Annotated in this window: 18 protein-coding genes, 1 other RNA gene and 10 pseudogenes; 5 read left to right on the plus strand and 24 right to left on the minus strand. The window is 38.7% G+C overall.

The genetic code is table 11. From position 1 onward, the window contains the following. Positions 1 to 8: 8 nt before the first annotated feature. The 4 genes and pseudogenes from ACEWFH_RS12065 to ACEWFH_RS12080 all read right to left on the minus strand — a co-directional run bounded on the left by ACEWFH_RS12065 (position 9) and on the right by ACEWFH_RS12080 (position 4,620). Positions 9 to 1,424: pseudogene (locus ACEWFH_RS12065) on the minus strand (amino acid permease). A 364-nt stretch (positions 1,425 to 1,788) separates the two neighbouring features. Next, positions 1,789 to 2,649 carry a CvfB family protein gene (locus ACEWFH_RS12070; RefSeq protein ID WP_473724250.1) on the minus strand — a complete coding sequence of 287 codons (861 nt, stop codon included), beginning with the start codon at positions 2,647 to 2,649 and terminating at the stop codon, positions 1,789 to 1,791. 78 nt (positions 2,650 to 2,727) lie between these two features. Continuing rightward, positions 2,728 to 2,877, minus strand: a complete 150-nt coding sequence (locus ACEWFH_RS12075) for a YycC family protein (RefSeq protein ID WP_082861366.1) — start codon at positions 2,875 to 2,877, stop codon at positions 2,728 to 2,730. A 54-nt stretch (positions 2,878 to 2,931) separates the two neighbouring features. Continuing rightward, positions 2,932 to 4,620: a formate--tetrahydrofolate ligase gene (locus ACEWFH_RS12080; protein WP_473724251.1), complete on the minus strand. Its 1,689-nt coding sequence runs from the start codon at positions 4,618 to 4,620 to the stop codon at positions 2,932 to 2,934. Between the two features lie 175 nt (positions 4,621 to 4,795). Between ACEWFH_RS12080 and ACEWFH_RS12085 the strand changes: the two genes are divergently transcribed. Further along, the gene (locus ACEWFH_RS12085; RefSeq protein WP_473724252.1) at positions 4,796 to 5,122 is read left to right on the plus strand and encodes a 2Fe-2S iron-sulfur cluster-binding protein; all 327 of its coding nucleotides are present in this window, start codon (positions 4,796 to 4,798) and stop codon (positions 5,120 to 5,122) included. 146 nt (positions 5,123 to 5,268) lie between these two features. Here the strand turns inward: ACEWFH_RS12085 and ACEWFH_RS12090 are convergent. The 4 genes and pseudogenes from ACEWFH_RS12090 to ACEWFH_RS12105 form a co-directional block, all read right to left on the minus strand. After that, a pseudogene (locus ACEWFH_RS12090) lies at positions 5,269 to 5,916 on the minus strand (HD domain-containing protein). Positions 5,917 to 5,918: 2 nt separating this feature from the next. Then, a complete protein-coding gene (locus ACEWFH_RS12095) occupies positions 5,919 to 6,218 on the minus strand; it encodes a DUF6123 family protein (RefSeq protein ID WP_473724253.1) in 300 nt (99 codons plus the stop codon). A gap of 52 nt (positions 6,219 to 6,270) precedes the next feature. Next, on the minus strand, positions 6,271 to 6,561 hold the full coding sequence (locus tag ACEWFH_RS12100) for a reverse transcriptase-like protein (RefSeq protein WP_473724254.1): 291 nt from the start codon (positions 6,559 to 6,561) through the stop codon (positions 6,271 to 6,273). A 38-nt stretch (positions 6,562 to 6,599) separates the two neighbouring features. After that, the gene (locus ACEWFH_RS12105; protein ID WP_473724255.1) at positions 6,600 to 6,938 is read right to left on the minus strand and encodes a hypothetical protein; all 339 of its coding nucleotides are present in this window, start codon (positions 6,936 to 6,938) and stop codon (positions 6,600 to 6,602) included. A 70-nt stretch (positions 6,939 to 7,008) separates the two neighbouring features. Here ACEWFH_RS12105 and ACEWFH_RS12110 point away from each other — a divergent pair, with 70 nt between their 5' ends. Together ACEWFH_RS12110 and ACEWFH_RS12115 are read left to right on the plus strand one after the other, a co-directional pair. After that, the gene (locus ACEWFH_RS12110; protein ID WP_473724256.1) at positions 7,009 to 7,416 is read left to right on the plus strand and encodes a reverse transcriptase-like protein; all 408 of its coding nucleotides are present in this window, start codon (positions 7,009 to 7,011) and stop codon (positions 7,414 to 7,416) included. Beyond that, positions 7,409 to 8,337 (plus strand): annotated as a pseudogene (locus ACEWFH_RS12115) (DMT family transporter). Before ACEWFH_RS12110 ends, ACEWFH_RS12115 begins: the two are co-directional and overlap by 8 nt. Here ACEWFH_RS12115 and ACEWFH_RS12120 read toward each other — a convergent pair. From ACEWFH_RS12120 to ACEWFH_RS12135, 4 genes and pseudogenes are all read right to left on the minus strand, one after another. Then, positions 8,334 to 8,660, minus strand: a complete 327-nt coding sequence (locus ACEWFH_RS12120; RefSeq protein WP_473727292.1) for a 5'-3' exonuclease H3TH domain-containing protein — start codon at positions 8,658 to 8,660, stop codon at positions 8,334 to 8,336. The pseudogene ACEWFH_RS12115 and the gene ACEWFH_RS12120 sit on opposite strands and share 4 nt — an antisense overlap. 84 nt (positions 8,661 to 8,744) lie before the next feature. Continuing rightward, a pseudogene (locus ACEWFH_RS12125) lies at positions 8,745 to 9,226 on the minus strand (5'-3' exonuclease); the annotation flags it as partial. An 83-nt stretch (positions 9,227 to 9,309) separates the two neighbouring features. Beyond that, positions 9,310 to 9,494, minus strand: a non-coding RNA gene (ssrS, locus tag ACEWFH_RS12130) — 6S RNA. Positions 9,495 to 9,524: 30 nt separating this feature from the next. Then, complete coding sequence (locus tag ACEWFH_RS12135; protein WP_289495536.1) at positions 9,525 to 9,665, minus strand: hypothetical protein; 141 nt, start codon at positions 9,663 to 9,665, stop codon at positions 9,525 to 9,527. A gap of 104 nt (positions 9,666 to 9,769) precedes the next feature. Between ACEWFH_RS12135 and ACEWFH_RS12140 the strand changes: the two genes are divergently transcribed. Continuing rightward, entirely contained in the window at positions 9,770 to 10,021 is a 252-nt protein-coding gene (locus ACEWFH_RS12140; RefSeq protein ID WP_289495537.1) for a DNA alkylation repair protein, read from the plus strand. A gap of 25 nt (positions 10,022 to 10,046) precedes the next feature. Here the strand turns inward: ACEWFH_RS12140 and ACEWFH_RS12145 are convergent, their stop codons facing one another. The 9 genes and pseudogenes from ACEWFH_RS12145 to kamA form a co-directional block, all read right to left on the minus strand. Then, positions 10,047 to 11,483, minus strand: coding sequence for a hypothetical protein (locus ACEWFH_RS12145; protein WP_473724257.1), 1,437 nt, complete (start codon positions 11,481 to 11,483; stop codon positions 10,047 to 10,049). Positions 11,484 to 11,513: 30 nt separating this feature from the next. Then, the gene (locus tag ACEWFH_RS12150) at positions 11,514 to 12,968 is read right to left on the minus strand and encodes a hypothetical protein (protein WP_473724258.1); all 1,455 of its coding nucleotides are present in this window, start codon (positions 12,966 to 12,968) and stop codon (positions 11,514 to 11,516) included. A gap of 149 nt (positions 12,969 to 13,117) precedes the next feature. Then, a pseudogene (gene gabT, locus ACEWFH_RS12155) lies at positions 13,118 to 14,424 on the minus strand (4-aminobutyrate--2-oxoglutarate transaminase). Beyond that, a pseudogene (locus tag ACEWFH_RS12160) lies at positions 14,424 to 15,681 on the minus strand (peptidase). Before ACEWFH_RS12160 ends, gabT begins: the two co-directional pseudogenes overlap by 1 nt. A gap of 19 nt (positions 15,682 to 15,700) precedes the next feature. Further along, a pseudogene (locus tag ACEWFH_RS12165) lies at positions 15,701 to 16,362 on the minus strand (3-oxoacid CoA-transferase subunit B). Beyond that, positions 16,305 to 17,036, minus strand: coding sequence for a CoA transferase subunit A (locus ACEWFH_RS12170; RefSeq protein WP_473724259.1), 732 nt, complete (start codon positions 17,034 to 17,036; stop codon positions 16,305 to 16,307). Before ACEWFH_RS12170 ends, ACEWFH_RS12165 begins: the two are co-directional and overlap by 58 nt. A gap of 16 nt (positions 17,037 to 17,052) precedes the next feature. Then, a pseudogene (locus ACEWFH_RS12175) lies at positions 17,053 to 18,419 on the minus strand (aspartate aminotransferase family protein). A 77-nt stretch (positions 18,420 to 18,496) separates the two neighbouring features. Further along, complete coding sequence (locus ACEWFH_RS12180) at positions 18,497 to 18,769, minus strand: YokU family protein (protein WP_473724260.1); 273 nt, start codon at positions 18,767 to 18,769, stop codon at positions 18,497 to 18,499. A 13-nt stretch (positions 18,770 to 18,782) separates the two neighbouring features. After that, positions 18,783 to 20,209 (minus strand): annotated as a pseudogene (kamA, locus tag ACEWFH_RS12185) (lysine 2,3-aminomutase). Between the two features lie 327 nt (positions 20,210 to 20,536). On the opposite strand from kamA, the gene ACEWFH_RS12190 reads away from it, so the two are divergent. Next, a complete protein-coding gene (locus tag ACEWFH_RS12190; RefSeq protein ID WP_473724261.1) occupies positions 20,537 to 20,716 on the plus strand; it encodes a hypothetical protein in 180 nt (59 codons plus the stop codon). Here ACEWFH_RS12190 and ACEWFH_RS12195 read toward each other — a convergent pair. The 3 genes and pseudogenes from ACEWFH_RS12195 to ACEWFH_RS12205 all read right to left on the minus strand — a co-directional run bounded on the left by ACEWFH_RS12195 (position 20,703) and on the right by ACEWFH_RS12205 (position 23,856). Further along, a pseudogene (locus ACEWFH_RS12195) lies at positions 20,703 to 22,102 on the minus strand (sigma-54 interaction domain-containing protein). The gene ACEWFH_RS12190 and the pseudogene ACEWFH_RS12195 sit on opposite strands and share 14 nt — an antisense overlap. Before the next feature lie 57 nt (positions 22,103 to 22,159). Beyond that, positions 22,160 to 23,014: a putative beta-lysine N-acetyltransferase gene (gene ablB / locus ACEWFH_RS12200; protein ID WP_473724262.1), complete on the minus strand. Its 855-nt coding sequence runs from the start codon at positions 23,012 to 23,014 to the stop codon at positions 22,160 to 22,162. Positions 23,015 to 23,259: 245 nt separating this feature from the next. Beyond that, positions 23,260 to 23,856 (minus strand): trimeric intracellular cation channel family protein, encoded by a 597-nt coding sequence (locus ACEWFH_RS12205; RefSeq protein ID WP_473724263.1) that lies wholly within the window; start codon positions 23,854 to 23,856, stop codon positions 23,260 to 23,262. Positions 23,857 to 23,879 lie beyond the last annotated feature (23 nt).

Below are 23,879 nucleotides of genomic sequence, written 5' to 3' on the forward strand. Positions count from 1 at the left end.
AAAACCGGCTACTTTTCAGCCGGTTTTTCTTTTGAAGCAATTTGTTTTGGAACGAGCGGATAAAATAATATTCCTGAAGCAAGTAGAGCAATTCCAAATAAAAAGGTCTTAATATCAGCTGTCCCGGCATAGATTACCCAAATTGAATAGATTGCAGCAAGTGAAGCGATGACAGCATCTATTGTTCGGCTCCTTCCTGAACCTTCGTATGTTTCCCTTTTATCACAAGTTTCAATTGATAAAGAGAAGCGACCATATAAGGAACGAGGAAAGCTAATGTCGCAATAAAGATCATAAAATCAAATGCTGATGCCATGGATTGAGAAATTACAGAAAACAAAAAGGCTTGCGTACATAAGTTTGTAACCCAGAGTGAAAACACTGGAGAGCCTTTCTTATTTTCTTTTAAAAAGTTAGGTATGAACATCCGTTGTTGAGCGGCTTGAAAAGGCACCTCAGCTGATAATAAAACCCAACCAATGGTTGCACCAAATAATGATATGACTCCTAATATAGCCATCACCATACTTCCTGATGGGCCAATGGCAGCTTTTAATGCATCAACTAATGGTTTTGAGATTCAACCAATTCATTCTGTGGCAATGTCCCCATAACCAATAGCGTAATACTTAAGTACAACGCAAGTGCGATCAAAAGTCCAAGTATTGTTGCTTTTTTTACATCACTTTTTTCTTGGCACGTGTTGAAAAAACGACTGCTGATTCTACTCCAACAAAAGCCCATAATGTAGCAATAGCCGCATTGTTAATCTGTGAGAGGAAACCGGACTGAACACCGCCCTCTCCTTCGATCGGTTCGTAGAAAGGAACAAGGTTGCTTGCTTGGAACGCATAGAGGCATGCGAGAATAAATAGCAAAAACCCTAATACTTTCGCAGCGGTTGCAACAAAATTCACTTTTCCTGCTCCTTCAATTCCATTTAGAATTAAATAATGAACACTCCATAACAGGATCGTACATACGCCAAACGTAATAACGCCTCCAGTTGTAACAGTTGTTCCTAGAATCTTAAATAATGGATTCTCGTTTGTCATAACTGGAAAGAAAGTAGATAAATAACTTGCAAAAGTTGTTATGATGGCAACGTTACCAGACCAGTTTGCTACCTAATATCCCCAGCTGACAAGGTATCCTGCTAACAAAGAAGAATGGGAATCTTCCTTAAATAACGCTTTAGCGTAGTTTTGAGGTCCTCCATTTAACTCAGGTTTCCTTAGTGATAAATTACCAAAGACTAGCGCCGTCATTAAGACGCCAAACCCCGTAATAATCCATGCGGATAGCACACCAGATGGACTTGCTACTTCAGCAAGTGATCGAGGCAGCATAAATATACCTGAACCTACCATATTACCGACGACAAGCGCCGTTAAAACCCAAAAGCCTAAATTCCTTTTCACCACAATACCACCTTTCCACTAAAACTATTTTACCCAATGAGATAGTTTGCAACTCATGTAAATAGAGCTGTCGGCTATAAAAACGGGTCTCTTCTTATACTGGACGGGGTATCGAGAGGGCTAATTCAAGAAGTTTTTGAAATAATTCCGGAAATTTTATCGTTATTCCCGCGAGTTTTGACCATAATCCGGCGAATTTTGCTCATATATCGGCGAGTCGACATAAAGTCACAAAAAGGAAAAGCCTTATACCCTCCCCTAATCAATGTTCTTTCATGATTTGTTTAATTTCACCTTGTTGGTTGATGCTTCATCAACTAGCAAACGTTTAGAAAAAAGGAACCTGATTGATCAGGTTCCTCATAAGTTAAATTTGAAGATATGTTTTTCCGTTTTCTTGAATGATCTTTTCTTCTTTCATAAGCTTCCCTAGTGCTCGTTTAAATGCAGCTTTACTCATTTGGAAAGTTTCTTTAATTTCTTCCGGTGAAGATTTATCCGTAAGAGGCATTTGTCCTTTGTTTTCTCTTAAATATTGATAAATACGCTCGGAATCTTCACTGTATGCAATCTCTTTTCTTGCTCGCATCGATAAGTTGATTCTTCCATCTTCACGAACAAAAGCGACGCGTGCTCCGAGTTTTTGCCCAAGACGCGGCTTAACTTTTAATTCGTCGTTGTGAATAAATCCGATGTGCTGAGACTCCGTAAACAACAAAACACCCGCTTCGTTAATCTTATAAACATATCCAGACGTTTGTTGATTAAATGCTTCTTCCGTAGCTGCTTCCGCTTGCTCAACCATTTCTTCCTCCGTAGCTAGGTCAGCGAATAGGCGTCCTTTTTTATCAAGTTTCATGCCGGAATACAATCGGTCACCTAGGTGTGGCCATTCATCCCATGATTCAGGAAGATCGTCTTTCGATAAGAGCAAGTCTTTTTTGATTCCTATGTGAAGAAATACACCTAACTTACGGTTTACACCTGCTACTTCGAGCCAAGCCAATGAATCGAGCTGTACTTTTGGAATAGTTTCGGTAGCAGCAAGTCTTCCTTCATGGTCTTGATATAAAAAGACTTCAACTAAACTTCCCTCTTCATGCTTGTTCTTAGCTTCCGCCTTGTGCATAAGGACTTCTTTGCCATCTTCTAATTCTAGAACATAGCCTAAATCTGAATTCCTTAGTACTTTAAGAGAGTATACTAAACCTGGTTTTTTTGATTCCATATTTTCATTCCTTTTTTTAAAGATACATAAGAAAAAAGAAAAAACCTACATAGTAGGTTTTCGCCTTCTTGTTCTTAATTATTCATCCTTATTTTCTTTGGATGCTTCCAATTCCATCAGTTTTTTTACTAAGATATGCTGCGGCATATGCATCAACTGCTCTAATGGCACGTTTAACGCTTTTGCTAATTTAACAGCAGTGTCTGCTGAAAGTTGTAATGGTTTCATATGCATCCCTCCTACAGAAGTATAGCAGTTTGTAAGGATCTTTTACACTATTTCTTAAAATAGACCTACAGCTTTCCCATCTTCTGAAACGTCCATGTTGTTTGCAGCCGGAACTTTAGGTAATCCTGGCATGGTCATAACATCACCCGTAAGAGCAACAATGAATCCTGCTCCGATTGAAGGTTTCAGTTCTCTAATCGTAATAGTAAAGTTCTCAGGACGTCCTAACTTTTTCGGATCATCTGAAAATGAGTATTGAGTTTTTGCCATGCAGATCGGCAGTTCATTCCATCCAAAGTCATTATACTGCTTCATTTGTTTTAAAGCTTTTGGAGAAAATTGCACTTCCCCAGCTCCGTATACTTTTTTACAAATGGTTTCTATTTTTTCTTGTAAAGAAACGTTTAGTTCATACAATGGTTTGTAAGAATTCGTTTCTGTTTCAATTGTTTCTAATACTCTTTTTGCCAGCGCTTCTCCGCCTTCTCCGCCTTTAGCCCAAACATCAGCTTCTTCAGCAGCAACGCCTTTTGCATTACACCATTCTTTAATGAATGCGATCTCTTCTTCTGTGTCTGTCACAAATTTATTGATAGCAACAACGACAGGTACGCCAAAGTGCTTTAATGTTTCTAAATGCTTCTCCAGGTTTGGCATTCCTTTTTCAAGTGCTGCAACGTCTGGATTTTTTAAATATTCCTTAGCTAACCCGCCATGCATTTTTAGTGCTCTTACTGTAGCTACAATAACAACTGCGCTTGGGTTGATACCTGCATATCTCGCTTTAATATCCAAGAACTTCTCAGCTCCTAGATCAGCACCGAATCCTGCTTCTGTAACAACCATTTCTCCTAATTTAGAAGCAAGTTTAGTCGCAATCACACTGTTGCATCCATGAGCAATATTGGCAAAAGGTCCACCATGAACAAGAGCAGGTGTGTTTTCCAATGTTTGAACAATGTTTGGACGAATTGCGTCTTTTAATAGTAATGTTAGGGCGCCATGAGCATTCAAATCCCCTGCTGTAACAGGCTGATTGTCATAATCAAATGCAACAACCATTCTTGAAAGTCGTGTTTTTAAATCTTCTAGATCGTTCGCTAAACAGAAGATCGCCATAACTTCAGATGCAACCGTAATATCAAATCCATCTTCTCGAGGAACACCTTGAACGGGTCCTCCTAAACCGATTACAATTTTTCTTAATGCACGGTCGTTCATATCTAAAGCTCGTTTCCATACGATGCGGCGCGGATCAATATTCAATTCGTTTCCTTGGTGGATATGGTTATCGATAAGTGCGGCTAATGCGTTATTTGCAGTAGTAATCGCATGCAGGTCGCCGGTAAAGTGAAGATTAATATCTTCCATCGGCATGACTTGAGAATATCCGCCACCAGCTGCTCCGCCTTTAATCCCCATGCTAGGTCCTAATGATGGTTCACGCAAAGCGATAATTGTTTTCTTTCCTACTCGATTAAGTGCTTGTCCAAGTCCTACTGTTACCGTAGATTTCCCTTCTCCTGCCGGTGTTGGACTAATTGCTGTAACTAAGACTACTTTTCCATCTTCAACATTTTGAAGCTTTTGAAACAGATCTAATGATAGTTTCCCTTTAAATCTTCCATAAGGTTCCCAATCATCTTCGTCAATTCCTAGTTGTCCTACAATTTCTTCAATTCGCAGCATTTTAGCTGATTGGGCAATCTCGATATCACTTTTATACGTAACCTTTTCTAGCATGTTGATTTAACCCTCCATATGTAAAATTGTCTCACTCTCTATTGTATATGAAACAAGTATGTGATGCGACGAGTTTTTCTATTACAACTTTTATTCGTTTAGTTTACTTGGTAAGAGGTTATCGTATAATAGGAATGGAAAGAAATACTAAGAAATTTATGAGGAGGCAGTTATAATGGCAAGAATTGATGTGCACGGGTTTGGTACATATCAGATTGAGAACGGAAAGAAACTTGTAAACGCACTAGAGGATAACGGAATCGACATCCTTCACCGTTGTGGAGGAAAAGCAAAGTGTACTACATGCCGTGTTGAGGTTTTATCTGGTGATTTAGGTCCTATCGGAGAAAATGAAGCAAATATCATTGCTACAAAAGGATTGTCTGGCAATGTTAGATTATCATGCCAAATCTGTGTTGCGGAAGACGCATCTATTAAGCCAGTTCTTACTGTAACATCTGAAGGTTTGGACGCCGGTCCACGCCCTGCTGAAGAGTGTTAATAAAAAAGGCCCTGAATGGGGCCTTTTTTTGTAATCTAGTCAATATAGATTAACATTTCGTCAATATAAGTTTGATTCTTGTGAAATTAAGTATTATATTCGTCAATAAAAAAGCGATTTTTAGTAAATAGCTCCAATATCTAAAATTAAGGCTTACTTATTCCTTCCCACTCACCAAAAAACTGGTCTAGAAAGCTTTCTAAAAACGAATGACGATCATCTGCTAGTTTTTTGCGTAAGATGTGTTCATTCCATGCTTTAATTTCAATAGTTTTTCATAAAAGTGGTTAACGGCCGTACTTTTTCATTTCGGTATTGCTCTTTTGTCATTTTTTCACGCACAGGAATTTCAGGATCATACATCAACTGCCCTTTAGCTCCAGAATAAGCAAACGTTCTTCCAATTCCAATAGCTCCGATCGCGTCCAGCCGGTCAGCATCTTGAACGACTTTCCCTCGAGTGAATCCATCTCAGTTTGATTACCGCCTTTAAATGACATGGTAGAAATGATGGATAAAATATGAGTTATGTAACGATCTTCAACGGATATAGATTCTAGCCATTGCTTCACTTCTTCTAATCCTTTTTGTTCACTTCCCGCAATTTTTTCGTCAGCTATGTCGTGAAGCAACGCAGCCATCACACATACAAAATGGTCTGCTCCTTCTTTTTCGGCTATTGTTTGGGCGAGATTTCTTACACGGTGTATGTGATACCAATCATGCCCGCTGCTTTCATCTTTTAATTTGTTTTTTACAAAATCCTCTGTTTGGTCGATCATCGTATGTTTCATGCTTACCCCACTGTACAAGAATGTTTCTGTTCTCTATTTGATTGTAATTGATCAAGTAATGCATATGCCCGTTTCTTTGAAGTGACATTCTCTTTTACAAAAGACTCAAGTAGTGCAATAAAATAACTTCCATCAAAAGATAATTGCTGTATAAGTGTTACTTCTAAGGCAATCTTCACTTGTGACTCTGTTGCATCCGTATAATGTCTCCCAAAATCGATAAAATGAAGGTCTCCATCCGTTAGACGAAAACCTTTAGAAGCTAGCAATGCTACATAATCATCTAGGATATTTTCTTCCATGTTTGCCTCAACCCCAAAATCAAAAGATTCTAGTAAATTGTACCAGTTGTTATCAAAGATTATCAATGACTTCTTTCTTGGCTTGAATGATCTTCCCATTTAATGCTTGTGTAACCAGTTGATCTGCATCTTTATTTTTGTTTCTAGCAACCCATTCATAAACAGGTTCGATCTGAAGCTTCTTAAATATTGTTTCGATTTTGTCTGCCCAGTTCTGGAGGTTCGTTTCATAACATGGCCATTCACCTTTTAATTGCTCTATGACTACCTTTGAATCACCTTGAATGTTGACTTCCTCATACTGTACGCCAAGCTCTTCCAGTTCTTTTGCAGCTACCCACAATGCAGCATATTCTGCTTCGTTATTGGATTCAAGGTTTGTTAAACTAGCGTTTTTTTGATACGATAGTTCAAACCATTTTGGGAGTAACGAATGATAATTCCTTGTCCGCTTGTTCCTGTTTCGGCTTTATACCCTCCATCAAAATAGATCGAGATGTTCTTAGGTTCTTCTTTTTTCACCTGTGTTAACTTTAAAAGCTCTTTCTTTGTCCAAGAGACACCCTTCGTATCGATAAAGACTAACTCAGACATTCTTCCCGTTTTCTCAAGGTCAGTTGCCGTAAACAGTGCTTCATTTAATGAGATGGAATCAGATACAAACCGAATCTTTACATGTGATTTTGGGTGTTTGTACATATACTCTATTGAGAACTTCATAGTAATCTCCTTTTTGTTTTTAATAAAGTACTTTATAATACGTATATATTTATATAGAGGAGAGACGCATTTGATAGAGATATACATAGATGGTGCGAGTGCAGGTGATCCGGGACTTTCTGGAGCTGGCGTTTATGTGAAAATAGGAAATGGTACTACATATTCCTATCGTTTTCCAATTGGTGTTATGTCTAACCATGAAGCTGAGTATTATGCTCTTATTCACGGTTTAGAGTTATGCATTAAAAACGATTGGAGAATCGTATCTTTTCGAACTGATTCACAAGCTGTCGAAAGAGCGGTTGATAAAAGATACGCAAAAGATAAGCGGTATACTGAACTGTTAGAAAAAGCGATAAACTTATCAGAACAGCTCGACTTGTTTTTCATTAAGTGGATACCATCCAAACAAAATAAAATAGCAGATGAATTGGCAAGGCAAGCCATTCAAATGAATAGGAGCCAGCCAAATGATTAAAAAACCTTGGTTTGCGGACTTCAATTTATTACTAGTAGCTCTGATCTGGGGAACAACGTTTGTGATCGTGCAAAAAGCGATTGCCTTTTTAGAGCCCTATTCCTTTAATACAATACGTTTTAGTTTTGCTGCACTTATATTAATGCTTATTATATTTTTGTTTAACTCGTCATCACTCATTCATTTTAAAAATAATAAACTTTGGATTAGCGGTGTTATCCTCGGGTTTTGGCTCTTCTTAGGGTACGGCCTTCAAACGGTCGGATTATTATATACCACATCATCTAAAGCTGGATTTATTACAGGCTTAAGTGTGGTTTTAGTTCCCTTTTTAGCTATATCTTGTTAAAACACAAGCTGAATTGGCAAGTCGGAATGAGTTCTCTACTCGCTGTCTCAGGTCTCTACTTGCTGACTATCCATAATAGTTTAACATTAAATGTGGGTGATGCTTATGTACTTTTATGTGCTATTTCTTTTGCTCTTCATATTGTTTTTACAGGTAAGTTCGCAGGATCATTCAATGCATTGTGTTTAACAGTAATCCAGCTTGCAACCGTTTCTGTCTTAAGTTTTTTTACCGCTTTATTCACTGAGAATTGGCGGGAGATGTTTGCAGCTCAAATGGTGCTTCAACCTGAAGTAATAAGTGCACTAATTATCACTTCTTTGTTTGCAACAGCTTTAGCATTCTTAGCACAAACGTATTTTCAATCTTTCACCACACCTGCAAGAGTTGCCCTCATTTTTGCGATGGAACCCGTTTTTGCAGCCATAACAGCATTCATCATGCTAAGTGAACGTCTCGGACCTAAAGCATTAACAGGATGTTTCCTGATTTTACTAGGTATGATTTTGTCGGAAATCAAATTTAATGATTTGTTTATAAAACGCAAACAAAAAGAGTGGGATCTTTCTTAACCCACTCTTATTTGTATCTCAAGCTCTTGCAAAGCGCTTCGAACAATTTGTTTATCTAAAATATATCTGCATTCTTCTAAATCTCTGTCAATTACATCAGGCACATCGGTAAAAATCGTACATAGATCTTTGCTTAAAACAGCCATTTCTCGACCTGCTTCAAGTTTCTTAAGATATCGTTTATATCTAGGATCCAAATTTTCAAAGTTCTCGTAAATGGATTCAACCGCACCATATTGCTGGATGAGTGGCAAGGCGGCTTTATCACCAACGCCAGCTACACCTGGAATGTTATCACTCTTATCACCCAACAGAGCCTTCACATCGATCCATTGATTAGGTGTAATGCCGTACTCTTCTTGAAAATGATTTAACGTATACTTCAGTTCATCACGTTTAACCGTAATCAGCTGTGATGTCTTTTCGCATAAAAGCTGAAGAAGATCGCGGTCATTGCTATAAATGATGCATTCCCCGTCACGTTCATTTCTCCAGCGATGCACGAGTGTTCCTATGATGTCATCAGCTTCATATCTTGGAATTGTAACTTGAGTAATCCCAATGTTTTCAAAAGTTGAACAAGCGTTTCGTACTGCTGAATAAGAGGTTCAGGCAATTCGTTCCTTGTTCCTTTGTAATCTGCAAATTTCTCTCTTCTAAGCGTTTCGTCACGTTTCACATCCCACGCGACGACAATATGTGATGGTTCGTGTTCACGAACCAGCATAAGCAGTTTTTGAATGGTTACGCGAATGGCATTTGTAAATTGTCCTTTAGAGTTACGTGGCAGGTCATGCATTTCTTTTCCATATGCTGTTGCAAAATAACATCTGCTTAACAAATTGAATCCGTCTATTAAAAGCAGTACTTCTTTTTTCTCCATGTTCATGTTCTTTATATCCCCCAGTAGTTATATGTTATTTAAAAAAGCGTATTTTACATGTGATGTAAAATACGCTTGTTGTCGTTTAAGTAAGATCCGCTCTGCCGTGACTTTATATGCCTTTGGAACCTGATCTCTCAGGTGGGTATCCGCAGCTGCCGTTACAGCCTTCCAAGTCGAATGCAAGGCTTGACTGTCTGACAGATCATGTTGGATTCCCGTCATTAGCACATAGGTTAAAGACATGGAAAAGTCACTAACATCGCAGATTTTTATTATACTACCAGTTTGTTAAGAAGTAAAATCATTTTGTTTTTTTGCCGTGGTGCATCTTTTCTACTTCCATTTCGGCATAAGATGCAAACTCTGTTTGGTTTTCAGTTCCATTTTCTTTAACATTGTTGTTACGCTGTGCATTTGCATTGCCTTTTTTCTGTTTGCCCATGTTTTATCCCTCCTTATTCTTACTATGGCTTTTTCACTAGAAAATAAAACTTACATAATTCTTCCTAGGTTGGTTAACTTAAGACTAAAAAGGAGGTCAATACAATGGCAAATCCTTATTTATGTCCAAATTGCAAAACCAATCGTACACGTTTTAATGTGATCGAACAAAATCCGGTTTCGGTAAAACTGGATCCTTCAACTGGTGATGTTGTTCAGCAGTATGAAGATGGGCAGTTAGATATGTTCCACCTGCCATACAGAGGATCAGAACGATTGATTCAGTGCGGTGCATGCGGAATTGTTGGAGAAGAAGAAATGTATATCAAGCGTGCTCAGAGCAATCCAAGAGCATAAGAAAAGACTGCCGGTCCGCGGCAGTCTATTTTTGTTTTTCAGGAGCAGGAAGTTTTAACGGAACAACCACTTCTTTTTGCAACGGTTCTATATGTGTAAGATGTGAAAAAGTGATGGTAAGATTTTCTTTTGGGAGACCATCATGAAAGACGATCAAAAATGAAGGATTATCACCTTCATAATAATTCATAATATCGTAATTTTTAAGCTCTACTCCTTTACTGTCTTTAACAGAAACCAAATTACGAACATGCCGTTCTTCCCCTGGTTCATCTCCAAAGTGATAGTACGGCTGAGGGTATAGAAAATGATCTTCAACACCTTCTTGATTATCATCCATGGTAAACTTAATGCCGTATTCTTTGTTCTCCTTTTCCATGGCTAATCCTTGGTACACAATTTTTAACGATTTCTCATCAGCAACTACTTCGTTTCTTTCAATATCTTTTGAGTGATCGAGCGAAAAGTTTTCTAGATCGGATTTGTTAACAGAAAAGGTGTAGCTATCTTTTTTCCTTTGAATGGTATGTGTTAAAACAAGATCAAGTTTATCAGACTGTTCTTCTGTCGTTAACTCATTTTCAACAGCGTACATTTGTAGAGTGTAACCCCTGATAGTATCACCATCAATATCCATATTTACGGAATAGTTGGTATCCTCTTTTTTCATGTCTCCAACGAATGCTACGAGATTGTTATCTATGTTAGAAGAAAGTGTGATTCGTGAACCGATTTGGAAAAACTCTAGATTCTTTAATTGAATTGGCACTTCGTTTTGCGGTATAAGAGTCTTATTCACTGGAACTGAAGCAATGGTCTCAGGAAAACCACGATCACTTATCGGTTTAACTTTAAAAGCTATCGGTTTTAACTTTGTGAAATTCTTTTTAGAGCTTACAGAAAGATCTGTAAGTTCGTACCGCTCACTGCTCCAAATCTCATCCCAATCTTCTTGACTTTGAATATTATCAAATAAAGGATGAATCATGATTGAGCGATATAATTTATGTTTAAAAACGAATCCATTATTGGAGTTCTCACCTGGAAAAAGGTCTACTGGAAGAACAAAATCCTTCTCTTTCTTTGAAGTTAATGTAATTCTTTCGACCGAAAGTCTAGGAACATCAAGCTCATCCTTATCTCGTTCTGAAAGATCTACACTATAAAGAATATACATCTGGTGCCCGTTACTCCATGTACGTTCAATATGCATCTTTCTTTGCTCATTAGGAATTGGAATGGAAATTTGACTATCCTTTAATAGTTTAAAATGGTCAACAAATCGCAGTTCATTATATTTCAGCTTTTCCATGTCCATCAATTCTTCCCAGTCTGAAACCATATCAAAGTTATCGCTATTTACTTTCCATGTAGGTTCTGCACTCTTTTCAAATTGAGTATATAGGACGAATCCTATTAATAAAACAGCTCCAATGATGAGTTTTTTCCACTTGTTGTTCAAACGCAACTTCCCCTTTGGATAAAGATTTCATTACTTACTTTTATTAATTGAATTCTTAAATTTTACTGTGACTGGTTTCGGAAGTGGCTTCTCATATGTGAGATTAGACAATGTGATGGTTAAATCTTTTTGTGGCATCATAATTGGGTTCATTTCCCCATTTTTCATATCTTCTTCGTTATAAAACGTTATATAATACGTTTTTTTGTTTTCTGTTTCTGAGCTACTAACATCAAAATTTTTGATGTTCTCTTTCTTTTCATCTTCTATGGAGATCAAATTGTTTTTATAATGGCGAACGTATTCTTCAGGAACTGACTCTTCACTAAAATAACTTACTGGAATGAATCCTCGATCATTAGATGAATTGGTGGAAGCAGGTATTACATTTAGCATGATTCTAGGGCTGCCATCAAACATGGTTAATCCTTCATATATAATTTTCATTTTATTCGCATTCATAATTACTTCATTTTTCACAACAGGTTGATCTTTGTTTGTTATAAAAATATCAATGTCTTCTTTAGGTACTTTCCATGAGAAAGAATGGTTATCTTTATGTACAGATGAATGAAATGTAATGGACCTTTCTTTTTTTACAGATTCTATTAACGCCATTTCATATAAAGGCATATAAAATCCTGAACTAGGTGTCCCCATAATTCCTAATGTTTGCGTCTGTGGTGAGCTATCTACTGTAACTGAAAAGCCTATTAAGTCGTCAGCATTCTTTGGAATGTCTAATGAAAGCCGTTGTTCGTACAACAATGTATCGAATGATTTAATCTTTACGTTTTGTTTGTCATAAGAAATGGTTTGATCAATAGTTTCAGATTTCAATACTTTCGTATAAGGATTGTCAGAGGTTACTTTTAATGAAATATCATCTATCGCCTTTGATCCGCCATTTTTATAGGAAATTGCAAGATCTTTAAGTTGGATTGTGTTCGTTTTTCCTAAAATAGACCAGTCGATTTCCTCGTCTTCTATTGGTCCGGGAATAAGCATCATAGATCGATAAAGTCTGTGTTTGTATACAAATCCTTCATCTCTTGAGCCTGGATTCCCCATATTCTCCCCGGCTCTGAGAACGATTTCTTTCCCTTCTTTCGTCTTAAATTGCATATTTTTTACAGATAGACGAGGAACATCATACTCGTCTTTATCCCTCTCTTTTACGTCTACACTGTATAAGAAATATAAACGGCCTTCTAAGTTCCAAATCTTTTCAATCTTTAACGTGCGGTATGCTTCTTCTAACGCCACTGTCTTATTGGCATCTTTAAGAAACCCATATTGATCCACCATCTCAAGCTCTTCAAATTTTATATATTCTCTTTTCATTCCATCATGTAATGATTTGACTACTGTAAATTCTTCTGCGTTAACAGACCATGCAGGCTCGGCGCTTTTTTCGTATTGTGTATAGATGGCAAAACCGCCAATCAATGCTGTACCAATCAACACTTTTTTCAATATCTGCAAATATGACAACCCCTTTTGTCTCTATATCTTAATATTAGCATAATATTTTGAATTTTTATTAAAAATATCCAGTTATTTGGTAGAGAGAATGTACGGATTCTTGCTCCAATTGCATCAAAAAACCTCGCCTATGAGACGAGGTATCTGTATTAAGTGGAAACTGCTTCACTTATTTTATTGAGCTGCTTCTCCATGATCTTTAATCCTTGAAGAAGCTCTTCGTTTGTTATTACTAGCGGTGATAGGATCCGGATTACGTTACTATAAAGACCAGCACCCATGATAGCAACCCCATTTTGGTTACAAAGGGCAATAATTTTCTTCGCACGGTCTGAATCTGGTGTCTTTGATGTTTTGTCCTTTACAATTTCAAGAGCACACATTGCACCGAGTCCACGAACATCACCGATAAAATCATACTGAGACTTCCATTTAGTAAACGTTTGGAGTATGGTTTCACCTATCTCGTTTGCTCGTGTTAATAAATTTTCTTCTTCTATCATCGATATCACTTCTAACGCTGCCACACAGCCAAGCGGGCTACCTCCATACGTACCACCAATCTCTCCTGGGGCTGGAGCATCCATAATCTCTGCTCTGCCTGTGACAGCTGAGATCGGAAGACCTGCGGCAATTGATTTTGACATGGTCATCAGATCTGGCACAACATCAAAATGTTCCATAGCAAACATTTTTCCGGTTCTGCCAAAACCTGTTTGAATCTCATCTGCAATCAATAGGATATTATATTTATCGCAAATTTGGCGAAGACCTTTTACAAAAGTTTTGGATGGAATAACAAATCCACCCTCGCCTTGGACCGGTTCAAATATGATTGCTGCAATTTCTTCTGGGGTACTTCTCCTAAGAAAAAGTCTTCAAATTTCTTTAAGATGGCGGCGTCAGTTTCTTCTATATTCCGGTCATCTCTGTAATAGTAAGGGTATGGCATCTTATACGTTTCTGGTGCGAATGGCCCGAATTCAAATTTATACGGTTTTACCTTGCTTGTTAATGACATGGCAAGAAGTGTTCTTCCATGAAATCCGCGTTCGAAGGAGATGATTGCTTTTCTGCCTGTGAACTTTCTCGCGATTTTCACTGCGTTCTCTACAGCTTCTGCACCGCTGTTTAAGAAGAATGTTTTCTTATGGTGATCTCCTGGTGTGATTTCGTTCAACTTTTCGGCAAGCTGGACATACGGTTCATACATCATTACGTGAAAACAAGGATGGATGTATTTTTCAATTTGATTCTTTAATGCTTCAACGACTCTTGGCGGACAATGGCCAACATTTAAGGTTCCAATTGCACCAGCAAAATCAATATAATCTTTTCCATCAACATCTGTCATCGTACTTCCGCTTGCGTGATCCACAAAGTTTAAAACGGTATTAAACGGTCCCCTTGGTACGTTTAATTCTTTTCGCTTTAATAATTCTTCTGATTTCTTCATTAATTCTCGCCTCCACACCAGTCATAAATCGTTAAAGCAATAATTTCTGCAGCTTCCATAATCTTTGCAATCTCGATATATTCGTTAGGATAATGAGCGACTGCCGTTACACCTGGACCAAATACGATAGACGGTGTATCGCCAACTTGTGATAAAAGACCTCCGTCCGTTCCCCATGGAGATGCTTCAATGATCGGTTCATTTCCGGTAACTCCTTTAAAATTCTGGCAAAGGGTGTTCATCAGTGGATGATGAGTTTCAATAGAACCCGGCAGCCATTGAGCGCCAAACCACTCGACAGAGATGGGATGATCCTTTAACCATGAATCTGAGAGGTTAGATAAATAATTTTCTAGTTCTGCTTTTACTTCTTGGAGTGTTTCGTTAGGAGCAACACCGATTCTTCCTTCTAGTTCAACCGTATCTGGGACGGATGACGGCCAATTCCCCCTGTTATTCTCCCTATATTAATAGGAACCGGAATGGGGATATCTTTGTATAATGGATCTGTAATTCGCTTGTTACGAATGGTTTCTAAGTCTTTGATTGCTGACAGAACAACCCCGCTTTTTCAATAGCGCTAACTCCTTCATAACGAGTACCGCCATGAGCTGCTTTTCCTTTTATCGTTAATCGAAACCACATCGAACCTTGCTGGGCAGGAAATATCTTCATGTTTGTAGGCTCTGGAATGATCGCTGCATCTGCTTTATATCCGCGGAGCACAGCTGCGAGCGTTCCTGCACCGCCACTTTCTTCTTCAATGACACTATGAAAGAACAAATCACCTTTTAGCTCTGCACCTGTTTCTTTTAATGCATGAATGGCAAGTAAAAGAGATAGATTTCCGCCTTTCATATCGGTAGATCCTCTTCCGTAAAGTTTGCCGTCAATAATCTTCCCGCTATAAGGATGGTGTTCCCATTGGGTCAGATCACCTTCAGGAACAACATCAATATGCCCGTTAAGGACAAGTGAACGGCCGTTGCCTGTTCCACGCCAAATACCTACAACATTAGGACTTGTACTGAAATCTGTTCGGCTTGCACAAAAATTAGGATGGTTGGCTAGTTCTTCACCATCTGGGTACCACATATCAACTTCGAGACCGATATCACTCAGTTTTTTTGCGATTAAATTTTGTACGCCTGTTTCGTTTCCCGTTGTACTAGCCTCTTGCACTGTTTTTTGTAAAAATCGCAAAGCGTTATCTTGTTCTTTAATCAACCAATTTGAGAGTTTTTCTTTTACTAGCATGTGTAACCCTCCTAAACATTCATTGGAAAACAGATACTTGCTCGTCAATAACGATAGAAGCACCTGTTGTTTGAATAACTTCTTCTACTGTATAAGGATTCATAATCTCGCGAAGGTACAGCTTTCCGTTCTCACATTGAAAGACAGCTTTTTCAGTTATGATCATGTGTGCTCCTTCTTTGACCGTTAGCGGAAGAGAGCAGTTCTTCACAATTTTAGGATTACCGTTCTTATCTGTGTGGTTCATTAGTATAATGACTTTCTTTGCTTTTTGTGCGAGATCAATCGCACCGCCCATACCAGGGACGCGTTTTCCGGGTACGATCCAGTTTGCGATATCTCCTCGCTCACTCACTTCAAGAGCGCCTAATATAGTTACATCAAGCAACCCTTTTCGAATGATTCCAAATGCTGTGGCACTATCAAAATACGATGCACCTGGCAGTATCGTAACCGGATAGCCTCCTGCATTCGATAAGTTACCGTCTTCTTTCCCGCTAAAGGTGAACCACCCATACCCAGAATTCCATTTTCTGTATGTAGCATAATATGTAGATCGTTTGAGATGTAGTCAGCAACGAGTGTAGGTATACCGATTCCAAGGTTCACAGTCATTCCATTCTTTATTTCGAGGGCTGCCCTTCTTGCGATTCTGTGCCTTGTTTCAATTCCCAAACCCATTTCCAGTCCACTCCTTTACTTTGAATGATATAGTCGACAAAGACACCTGGTGTGATGATTTCTTCGGGATCTAATGAACCGACTGGAACGATTTCTTCAACCTCAGCAATTGTAATCTGCCCTGCAGTTGCTACTAATGGATTGGTATTACGAGCACTTTTGTCATAAATAAGGTTACCGTACAAATCGGCTTTTTTGGCATAAACGATTGATACATCAGCCGTTAATGCCGTTTCAATCATGTATTCTTTTTTGTTTACAAAAACCTTCTCTTTGTTCGCTTCAACGACTGTTCCTAAACCAACATCTACTAAAATACCGCCAAGCCCCATCCCGCCAGCTCTTATTTTTTCAGCAAGCGTCCCTTGTGGTACAAACTCCACTTCTAAGAAACCTTCTTGCATTTGTTTGCCTGCCTCTGGATTTGAGCCAATGTGTGAAGCAATCAACTTTTTTACTCGTTTTTCTGTAATGAGTTTCCCCGGACCGATCCAAGGAAACCCCGTATCATTGCTGATTAAAAAAATATCTTGAATGCCTTTATCGAGAATTAGATTAACGAGAGAAGGAGGAGCACCAACCCCTCCAAAACCACCAACCATTAGCGACATTCCATTAAAGAAATAGTTAGAAGCACTTTCTAGTGAAATCTGTTTATTTACGCTCTGGACCATCTTTTTAACACCTCTTTCAACTTGTCGCTTCTGTAACGTATAATCCGTCTGTGATTAATTGGGTAGTTAGTTCACTTATTGATTGATCGAGGATATCTATCATGTCCATAATCTGTTCTTTCGTAACGGTTAACGGCGGAGAAACCAGAATGGAGTCACCTGAGAATCCAGTCACACCTCCGACCGCTGGATAGACGAGCAAACCTTTATCAAAACAGATGGAAAGCAGCCTGTCAGTTACTCTCGTGCTTAACTCAAAAGGTTCTCTTGAAATAGGATCCTTAACAAATTCAATCCCGCATAACAATCCTTTACCTCTCACGTCACCAATCAACGGGTATTTCCATTGAAGCCGCTGAAGATGATTGTTCAAATACTGACCCATCACAGCTGCATTTTCCTGAAGTTTGTTATTCTCCATATATTCAATAACAGCTAGACAAACTGCCGCCGATTGAGGATTAGCGCTGAATGTATGGCCGCTCATCACTACTTTGCTTCCTGCTTCAATCACGTTCATAATACGATCTGAGACGATTGTTGCTGCCATCGGTGTATATCCAGCACTCATGCCCTTACCTAACGCGATGATGTCTGGAATGACACCCCAGTGTTCCATAGCAAACATCTTTCCTGTTCTGCCCATACCTGTCATTACTTCATCGGCGATTAACAAAATATCATATTTGTCACAAACAGCTCTGATTTTTGCAAAATATTCGTCAGGTGGTGCGATTGCTCCCCTGATGCCCCTATGATTGGTTCTGCAATAAAAGCAGCTATTTGATCAGGACCGATTGCTTGAATAATCGTCTCCAAATCATCTGCACATTTTACCCCGCATCCTGGGTAGGTCTCTTTTAGCGGACATTGGTAGCAATATGGAGCTGGTGCGGCTGGGAAATCTTCCAGTAGTGGAGTAAAGCGCTGTCGTCTTAACTGATGACCTGACATGGATAGAGCACCTAGTGTAATTCCGTGATAACTGGTCCACCTTGAAATGACCTTTGTTTTTGTCATGTTGCCTTGTTCTTGAAAATACTGAATAGCAACCTTTAATGCTGTCTCGGTTGCTTCAGAACCACTATTCACAAAGAAAACGGAATTAAGATCTCCAGGAGCGTATTGAGCTATTTTTTCTGCTAAGTGTTCTGCTGCATCACTAGTAAACTGTGATCGGTATACAAATGAAACATGCTGTGCCTGATTCCACATCGCTTCTGCAATTTCACGGACACCATGCCCGATATTTGCTGTTATTGCACCGGAAGATCCATCCATATACTGCTTGCCGTCTTTATCATATAAATAGATTCCCTTACCATGACTGATAACAGGATAGTTGTTTCCTAGAACCGGTTTGATGAGATGTGATTTTCTCATAAAAAAGGCTCCTTCCTCCTGAGGTTAAAAAGGAAACGCCTACTATTAATACAGACATTTCCTTCCTCTATATGATGTTAAATCTTAAAGTAGTTTTTCTTTAAAAATCTTGGAATGCTCATTAAATCAGCATAAGAAATCGTTGATTCTATTTTCTTCGTATCAATCAGCATAAGCTGGTCTTCAATTTCATCCACAATGTGGTCCTCTTGATATTCCATACCGCAAGAAGAGCAGGAAACAGAAGGGATTACAGTTATTTCAACGGCTCTCGTACCATCTGGAAGTTCCCAATAACCGGTTAGACCTGTCTGTTCTGCTTTTTCACTTTCACACCATAAACACTTCATGTTATCCTCCTTTCTATGCATTCTTTTGTTCTTCAGGAGACGGTGAAACTCCTTCGTCTTTCTGTTGTTCAAACTTAAATTTTTTCTCTTTTAGCTCATCACGTTTATCACGTTTATCTTTTAAAGAACTATGCTCTGGATTAGTTCCATAATCTTCTCTTCTTTCAAGGCGTTTTAACCCTTGTGGTACGAGATTAAATGCTTCATCTCGCATAAGGGCTGAAACACCTATAGCGGGCTTTATATGATCTGTGCCCATCACTTCATTGAAATAAGCATCTGCTCTACCAGCTTGATAGTTTTGTGGTTCTGGATAAGAAGTGATTACTCCCTCAAAGTTTCTAAGCACTACCTTTTCTGGTGATTGAGAGATCAAGTAGTTAGGCTGAACGGCAATCTTACCTCCACCTCCAGGAGCATCTACTACAAATGTCGGAACCGCATAACCGGACGTATGGCCACGCAGCCCTTCAATGATTTCCAACCCTTTTGAAACAGGTGCCCGGAAATGCCCGATGCCTTCAGATAAATCGCATTGGTAGATGTAATAAGGTCGTACTCGAATTTTTACAAGATCATGCATCAACTTCTTCATAATCGGAACACTGTCATTGATGCCAGCTAGAATAACTGACTGATTACCTACTGGAACACCTGCATTAGCGAGCATCTCGCACGCTCTTTTCGATTCTTCTGTGATCTCTAATGAGGTATTAAAATGTGTGTTAAGCCAAACCGGATGATATTTCTTTAAAATATTGCACAAATTCTCTGTTATTCTTTGTGGAAATACGACAGGTGCACGTGTGCCAATCCTAATGATTTCAAGGTGAGGGATTTCTCTTAAGTTCTTTAAAATATATTCCAAGATGTTGTCATTAATTAATAATCCGTCACCACCAGAGATTAAACAGTCTCTAACTTGAGGGTTATTTCTTATATAATTAATGGCTGCATCAAGCTGTTTCTTAGGAACACCCATACCGATCTGTCCAGAGAACCTTCTTCTCGTACAATAACGGCAATACATAGAACATTGATTTGTTACGAGGAAGAGCACACGATCAGGATAACGATGCGTCAATCCGGGAACCGGTGAATCTTCATCTTCATGCAAAGGATCTTCTAAATCGTATTTAGTCTTTAAAATTTCCTTGCCGATGGGCACAGACTGCATTCGAATTGGGCACCTAGGGTCATCTTGATCCATTAGCCATGCATAATAAGGTGTTATATTTAAAGGAATTGTCATCGTGGAAATTTTGACTCCTCTTCTTCTTCAGGTGTCAGGTTGATGATACTCTTTAAGTCCTTTAAATTTCTGATGGTGTTCGTAAGCTGCCATAACCAATCATTCCACTGCTCTTCTGTGACATCTTTCCATAACTCGAATTCTTTCCAATGTTTCTTAGGTTTGAATAATCCATTCACTACAGGCATGTCAACGACCTCCTTTATTTCTACACCTCATACTCTTGCAAGATGCATGCCAAGTGCCAGAAATTTCTGAAAGCAATAATGTTCCTATAGTTTATGCAATGCATACTAATTGTGGGCCTATATAACGATTTAGAAAAGTTTCTTATCTATAAAAGGTAATGGGCTTCTGTGTAATTAACCGTACGCCGCATGGGAAATTAGCATCTTGAAAACGGAGATAAACCACTGCGGAAAAGACATTCTTAAAAAAATCTTTATTAAAATATGGTTGCTGTTAAGGCGATTTTGTTGATTCTCTTCACTGATAAGTTGATTGGAGTGGAAGGTGTGAGACTCCTGCGGGACAAGCGGTCAGGTGAGACCCTTAAGTTGCAAAGCGGCAAGGGGCTCACCGCCTGCCACGCGGAAAGCGAAGCACCTGTAACGGAAATCTACCACTTTCAAGAACAACGTAGGGATTTGGAAAAGAAAAAACTGCCGAAAAATCGGCAGTTCATCTTTGTTTAATTTTGTATTGAAGAGTTTGCCTAGGAACCCCTAGAATTTTCGCTGCTTGAAGAATGTTTCCAGATGTTTGTTTTAGTGCCATCTGAATTATTTGTTGTTCGTAATCCCCTAATGCCTGCCTTAATGGGGGAACTGAAGATAACTCATGCTGATTTTCCATACATGTTGTCTCTTTGGAAAGCGTAACATGTTTTGGCAGCAATTCTCGGCCGATCAACGAGTAATCTTCGGCAAAGTTCATACAATGTTCAATGGCATGTTTAAGTTCGCGAACATTACCTGGCCAAGAATAGTTTTGAAGCACATGTTTTGCCTCAGCTGTAATGCCTTCAACTTTTTTAGGAAGACAGTATTAAAATGCTTGATAAAATGCTGAATCAGAAAAGAAATGTCGCTTTTCCTTTCCCTTAACGGCGGGAGTTCGAAATAAACAACATTCAATCTATAAAATAGATCGTGTCTTAGCCGGCCTTTATTCATACAATCTTCAGGTCTTTCATTGAGTGCTGAAATTATCCTAACATCAATTCTGCGGGTAACATGGCTTCCAATTCGTTGAACGACTCCTTCTTGAACGACTCGCAGGAGCTTAGATTGGAGCTCAACGGGCATCGAATTAAGCTCGTCTAAAAATAAAGTACCTCCGTCTGCCAACTCAAAAACCCCGGGCCGATCAATGGCCCCAGTAAAACTACCTTTCGTAGTTCCAAATAATATTCCTTCAAGCAAAGGTCCTGGAATCGCAGCGCAGTTTTGTACAACAAAAGGTTTTGAACTGCGTTTAGAAGAGTTGTGGATGGCTTGGACAAACATCTCTTTTCCGGTTCCGGTTTCCCCATATATCATAATCGGTGAATGGGTTTGTGAGGCTTTTTCACACTGTATCTTTATTTGATCAAGTGCTGAATCATTCGTGATTATATTTGAAAAGTGGTAAGTAGCAAACGTTTGGTTCTTATGGGTTTTATTAATTCTTTTCATTTTTGACTGTAAATCCAATAATTGGTCAGAAAGCTGTTTAATTTTTGAAATGTCTTTTGCTACTTCTACAGCACCGATTAACTCCCCATTCAGCCAAAGAGGTAATGTCGAGTTTACCGTATCTATTTGTTTACCTTTTCTGTTCGTATACGATTGATGTTCATTATAGATCGGTTTTCCTGTTTGAATCACCTTTAATAAAGTGCTAGTTTCCTTTGTAAGTGAGGGGAACGCGTCGAGTACATGATAATTATGAACTTCATCAGGTGTTAAACCATCGAGTGTTGCTGCAACCGAATTATAAAAGATCGTTATACCGTCTGCATCGACTACATGGATGCCTTCATCAATCGTTTTTAAAATGGCATTTAACGTTTCGGCTGTTTCCATCGATCCAGAGATCATCATCGCTCACCACCAGTAGTGCTTAATTTTCGTCATGATGTGCCAGAAAACCGGCACCTAGCTTGATAGGTCTTTTACCCAAATATTCATATCTTCGTATTTATCAAAGATTTTACAGTTGTTAGCAAGCCTTCCTTTATACACATATCCTTTTTGATAAAAAACAGCATTCATACCAAAAGATAATGCACGTGCAATTGAATAAGAACAATAGATATTACGATTAAATAATTCTTTCTCAAGCTGATCGACTAAGTGCTTCATCAGCCCGAATTTTCGATGGTCAGGAAGTGTAGCACAATCTGTGATCTCAGCATTATGATACGTTGAATTTACATCAGCAGATGCCGCACTTACAATTTTCTCTTCATGTTCAATGACACAGAACAGTGTTCCTGATTGAATCATTTTTAGTACATAGTCTGGATTATCCATCGGTGTAGGATATACTTCAAAGACTTCTCCGTATAATTCTGCAAGTGATTTTGCATCTTGGACATCAGCCATTCTTAGCGTATATTCTTCAGGTAATGGACTCGGAGAAGCTCCTTGCGGCAACTTCATAACCCCTTTTAATATGTTATCTTCATCCAGCCAGTATTGGCTGTTCCTTCTTTCATTGTTGAAGTATTTACACATGGCAATCGCAGAAGCACCATTAAAGTATTGAGTAAATTCACCTTCATAGATATATCCTTGCTGAATCCAGAGATATACATCTTCAGGACGAGATTTAACAATTACCTTATAAAAATTGTTCTTTATGGTTTCACCTTCTAACCATGTTACGAGTTGATTAACGTTTCCTCGATAGTCATCGATACGAAGCCGCTCGTTATAATAATCAAAGCAAGTATCTGCAGTAAATTGAGATTGTTGTACCTTTTGGTTTTCATAATAAGTGGTCTGCACGTTTTCGCCTCCTGTCGCTTCTATCTGATAACTTCCATAAATTACGAATGAATTCCTGCATAAAGAAAACTTGGCTGAAGCAAAGCTTTTCGCGTCAGCTTTAGTTGGGCTTCGAAAATCATCGTGTAAACAAGCTATACGTTCTGATTATGCAAAAAAACCACCTTCCATCAGGTGGTCTTTAAATTTATGCTCACTTGTAAAACTTTTTCTCAATCTGCTATCTTTCCCCTAGAAACTAATAGTTAAAGAGCTCTATGAGGCAGTCTCCATCTTAACTTAAGAGATAGCATTCTAAAAGCAACTAAGCAAACAAAAAGTATCATATATTCAACGGTATTGTTTACTATATTTAATCCGACAATCAACCCGCCAAGTAAAGCCCATACGGCATAAATTTCTTCACGCAGTACAACTGGCTTTCGTCCTGCCAGCACGTCACGAATCATCCCTCCGCCGATACCTGTTAATATCGCAGCAACAATCACTGCACTTATGGGATGGTTCATGCTTGTGGCAGCAATCGCACCTTGAATGGCAAATGCAGAAAGACCTATCGCATCAAAAAAATGAAGACTTCTTTTTGAATACTGGATAAACTTTTCTGGCATAAAGAAAACGATGCCCATTGACGCAAGTGCAGATTTTAATAAAAGTCCTTGTTCCCAGATTGTGTCAACTGGAAGCCCGATTAGTACATTTCTCAATACTCCTCCGCCGAATGCAGTAACTAAACCTAAAATAAAAACACCGAGAATGTCATAATCTTCTTCCATTGCAACTAATGCACCTGAAATCGCAAAAGCTATTGTCCCAATAATATTTAATAAATCCCAAGTCACACCCGTTCTTCCTCTCTAAAACA

The sequence above is a fragment of the Fictibacillus sp. EA-CB0309 genome (assembly GCF_055814265.1).

Bases quoted from the DNA above. Each gene is read 5' to 3' on its own strand.
- ACEWFH_RS12085 (WP_473724252.1), top strand. From the start codon at position 4,796: ATGGCAAGAATTGATGTGCACGGGTTTGGTACATATCAGATTGAGAAC.
- ACEWFH_RS12105 (WP_473724255.1), bottom strand. From the start codon at position 6,938: ATGAAGTTCTCAATAGAGTATATGTACAAACACCCAAAATCACATGTA.
- ACEWFH_RS12135 (WP_289495536.1), bottom strand. From the start codon at position 9,665: ATGGGCAAACAGAAAAAAGGCAATGCAAATGCACAGCGTAACAACAAT.
- ACEWFH_RS12140 (WP_289495537.1), top strand. From the start codon at position 9,770: ATGGCAAATCCTTATTTATGTCCAAATTGCAAAACCAATCGTACACGT.
- ACEWFH_RS12095 (WP_473724253.1), bottom strand. From the start codon at position 6,218: ATGGAAGAAAATATCCTAGATGATTATGTAGCATTGCTAGCTTCTAAA.
- ACEWFH_RS12170 (WP_473724259.1), bottom strand. From the start codon at position 17,036: ATGGTCCAGAGCGTAAATAAACAGATTTCACTAGAAAGTGCTTCTAAC.
- ACEWFH_RS12080 (WP_473724251.1), bottom strand. From the start codon at position 4,620: ATGCTAGAAAAGGTTACGTATAAAAGTGATATCGAGATTGCCCAATCA.
- ACEWFH_RS12075 (WP_082861366.1), bottom strand. From the start codon at position 2,877: ATGAAACCATTACAACTTTCAGCAGACACTGCTGTTAAATTAGCAAAA.
- ACEWFH_RS12070 (WP_473724250.1), bottom strand. From the start codon at position 2,649: ATGGAATCAAAAAAACCAGGTTTAGTATACTCTCTTAAAGTACTAAGG.
- ACEWFH_RS12180 (WP_473724260.1), bottom strand. From the start codon at position 18,769: ATGAAGTGTTTATGGTGTGAAAGTGAAAAAGCAGAACAGACAGGTCTA.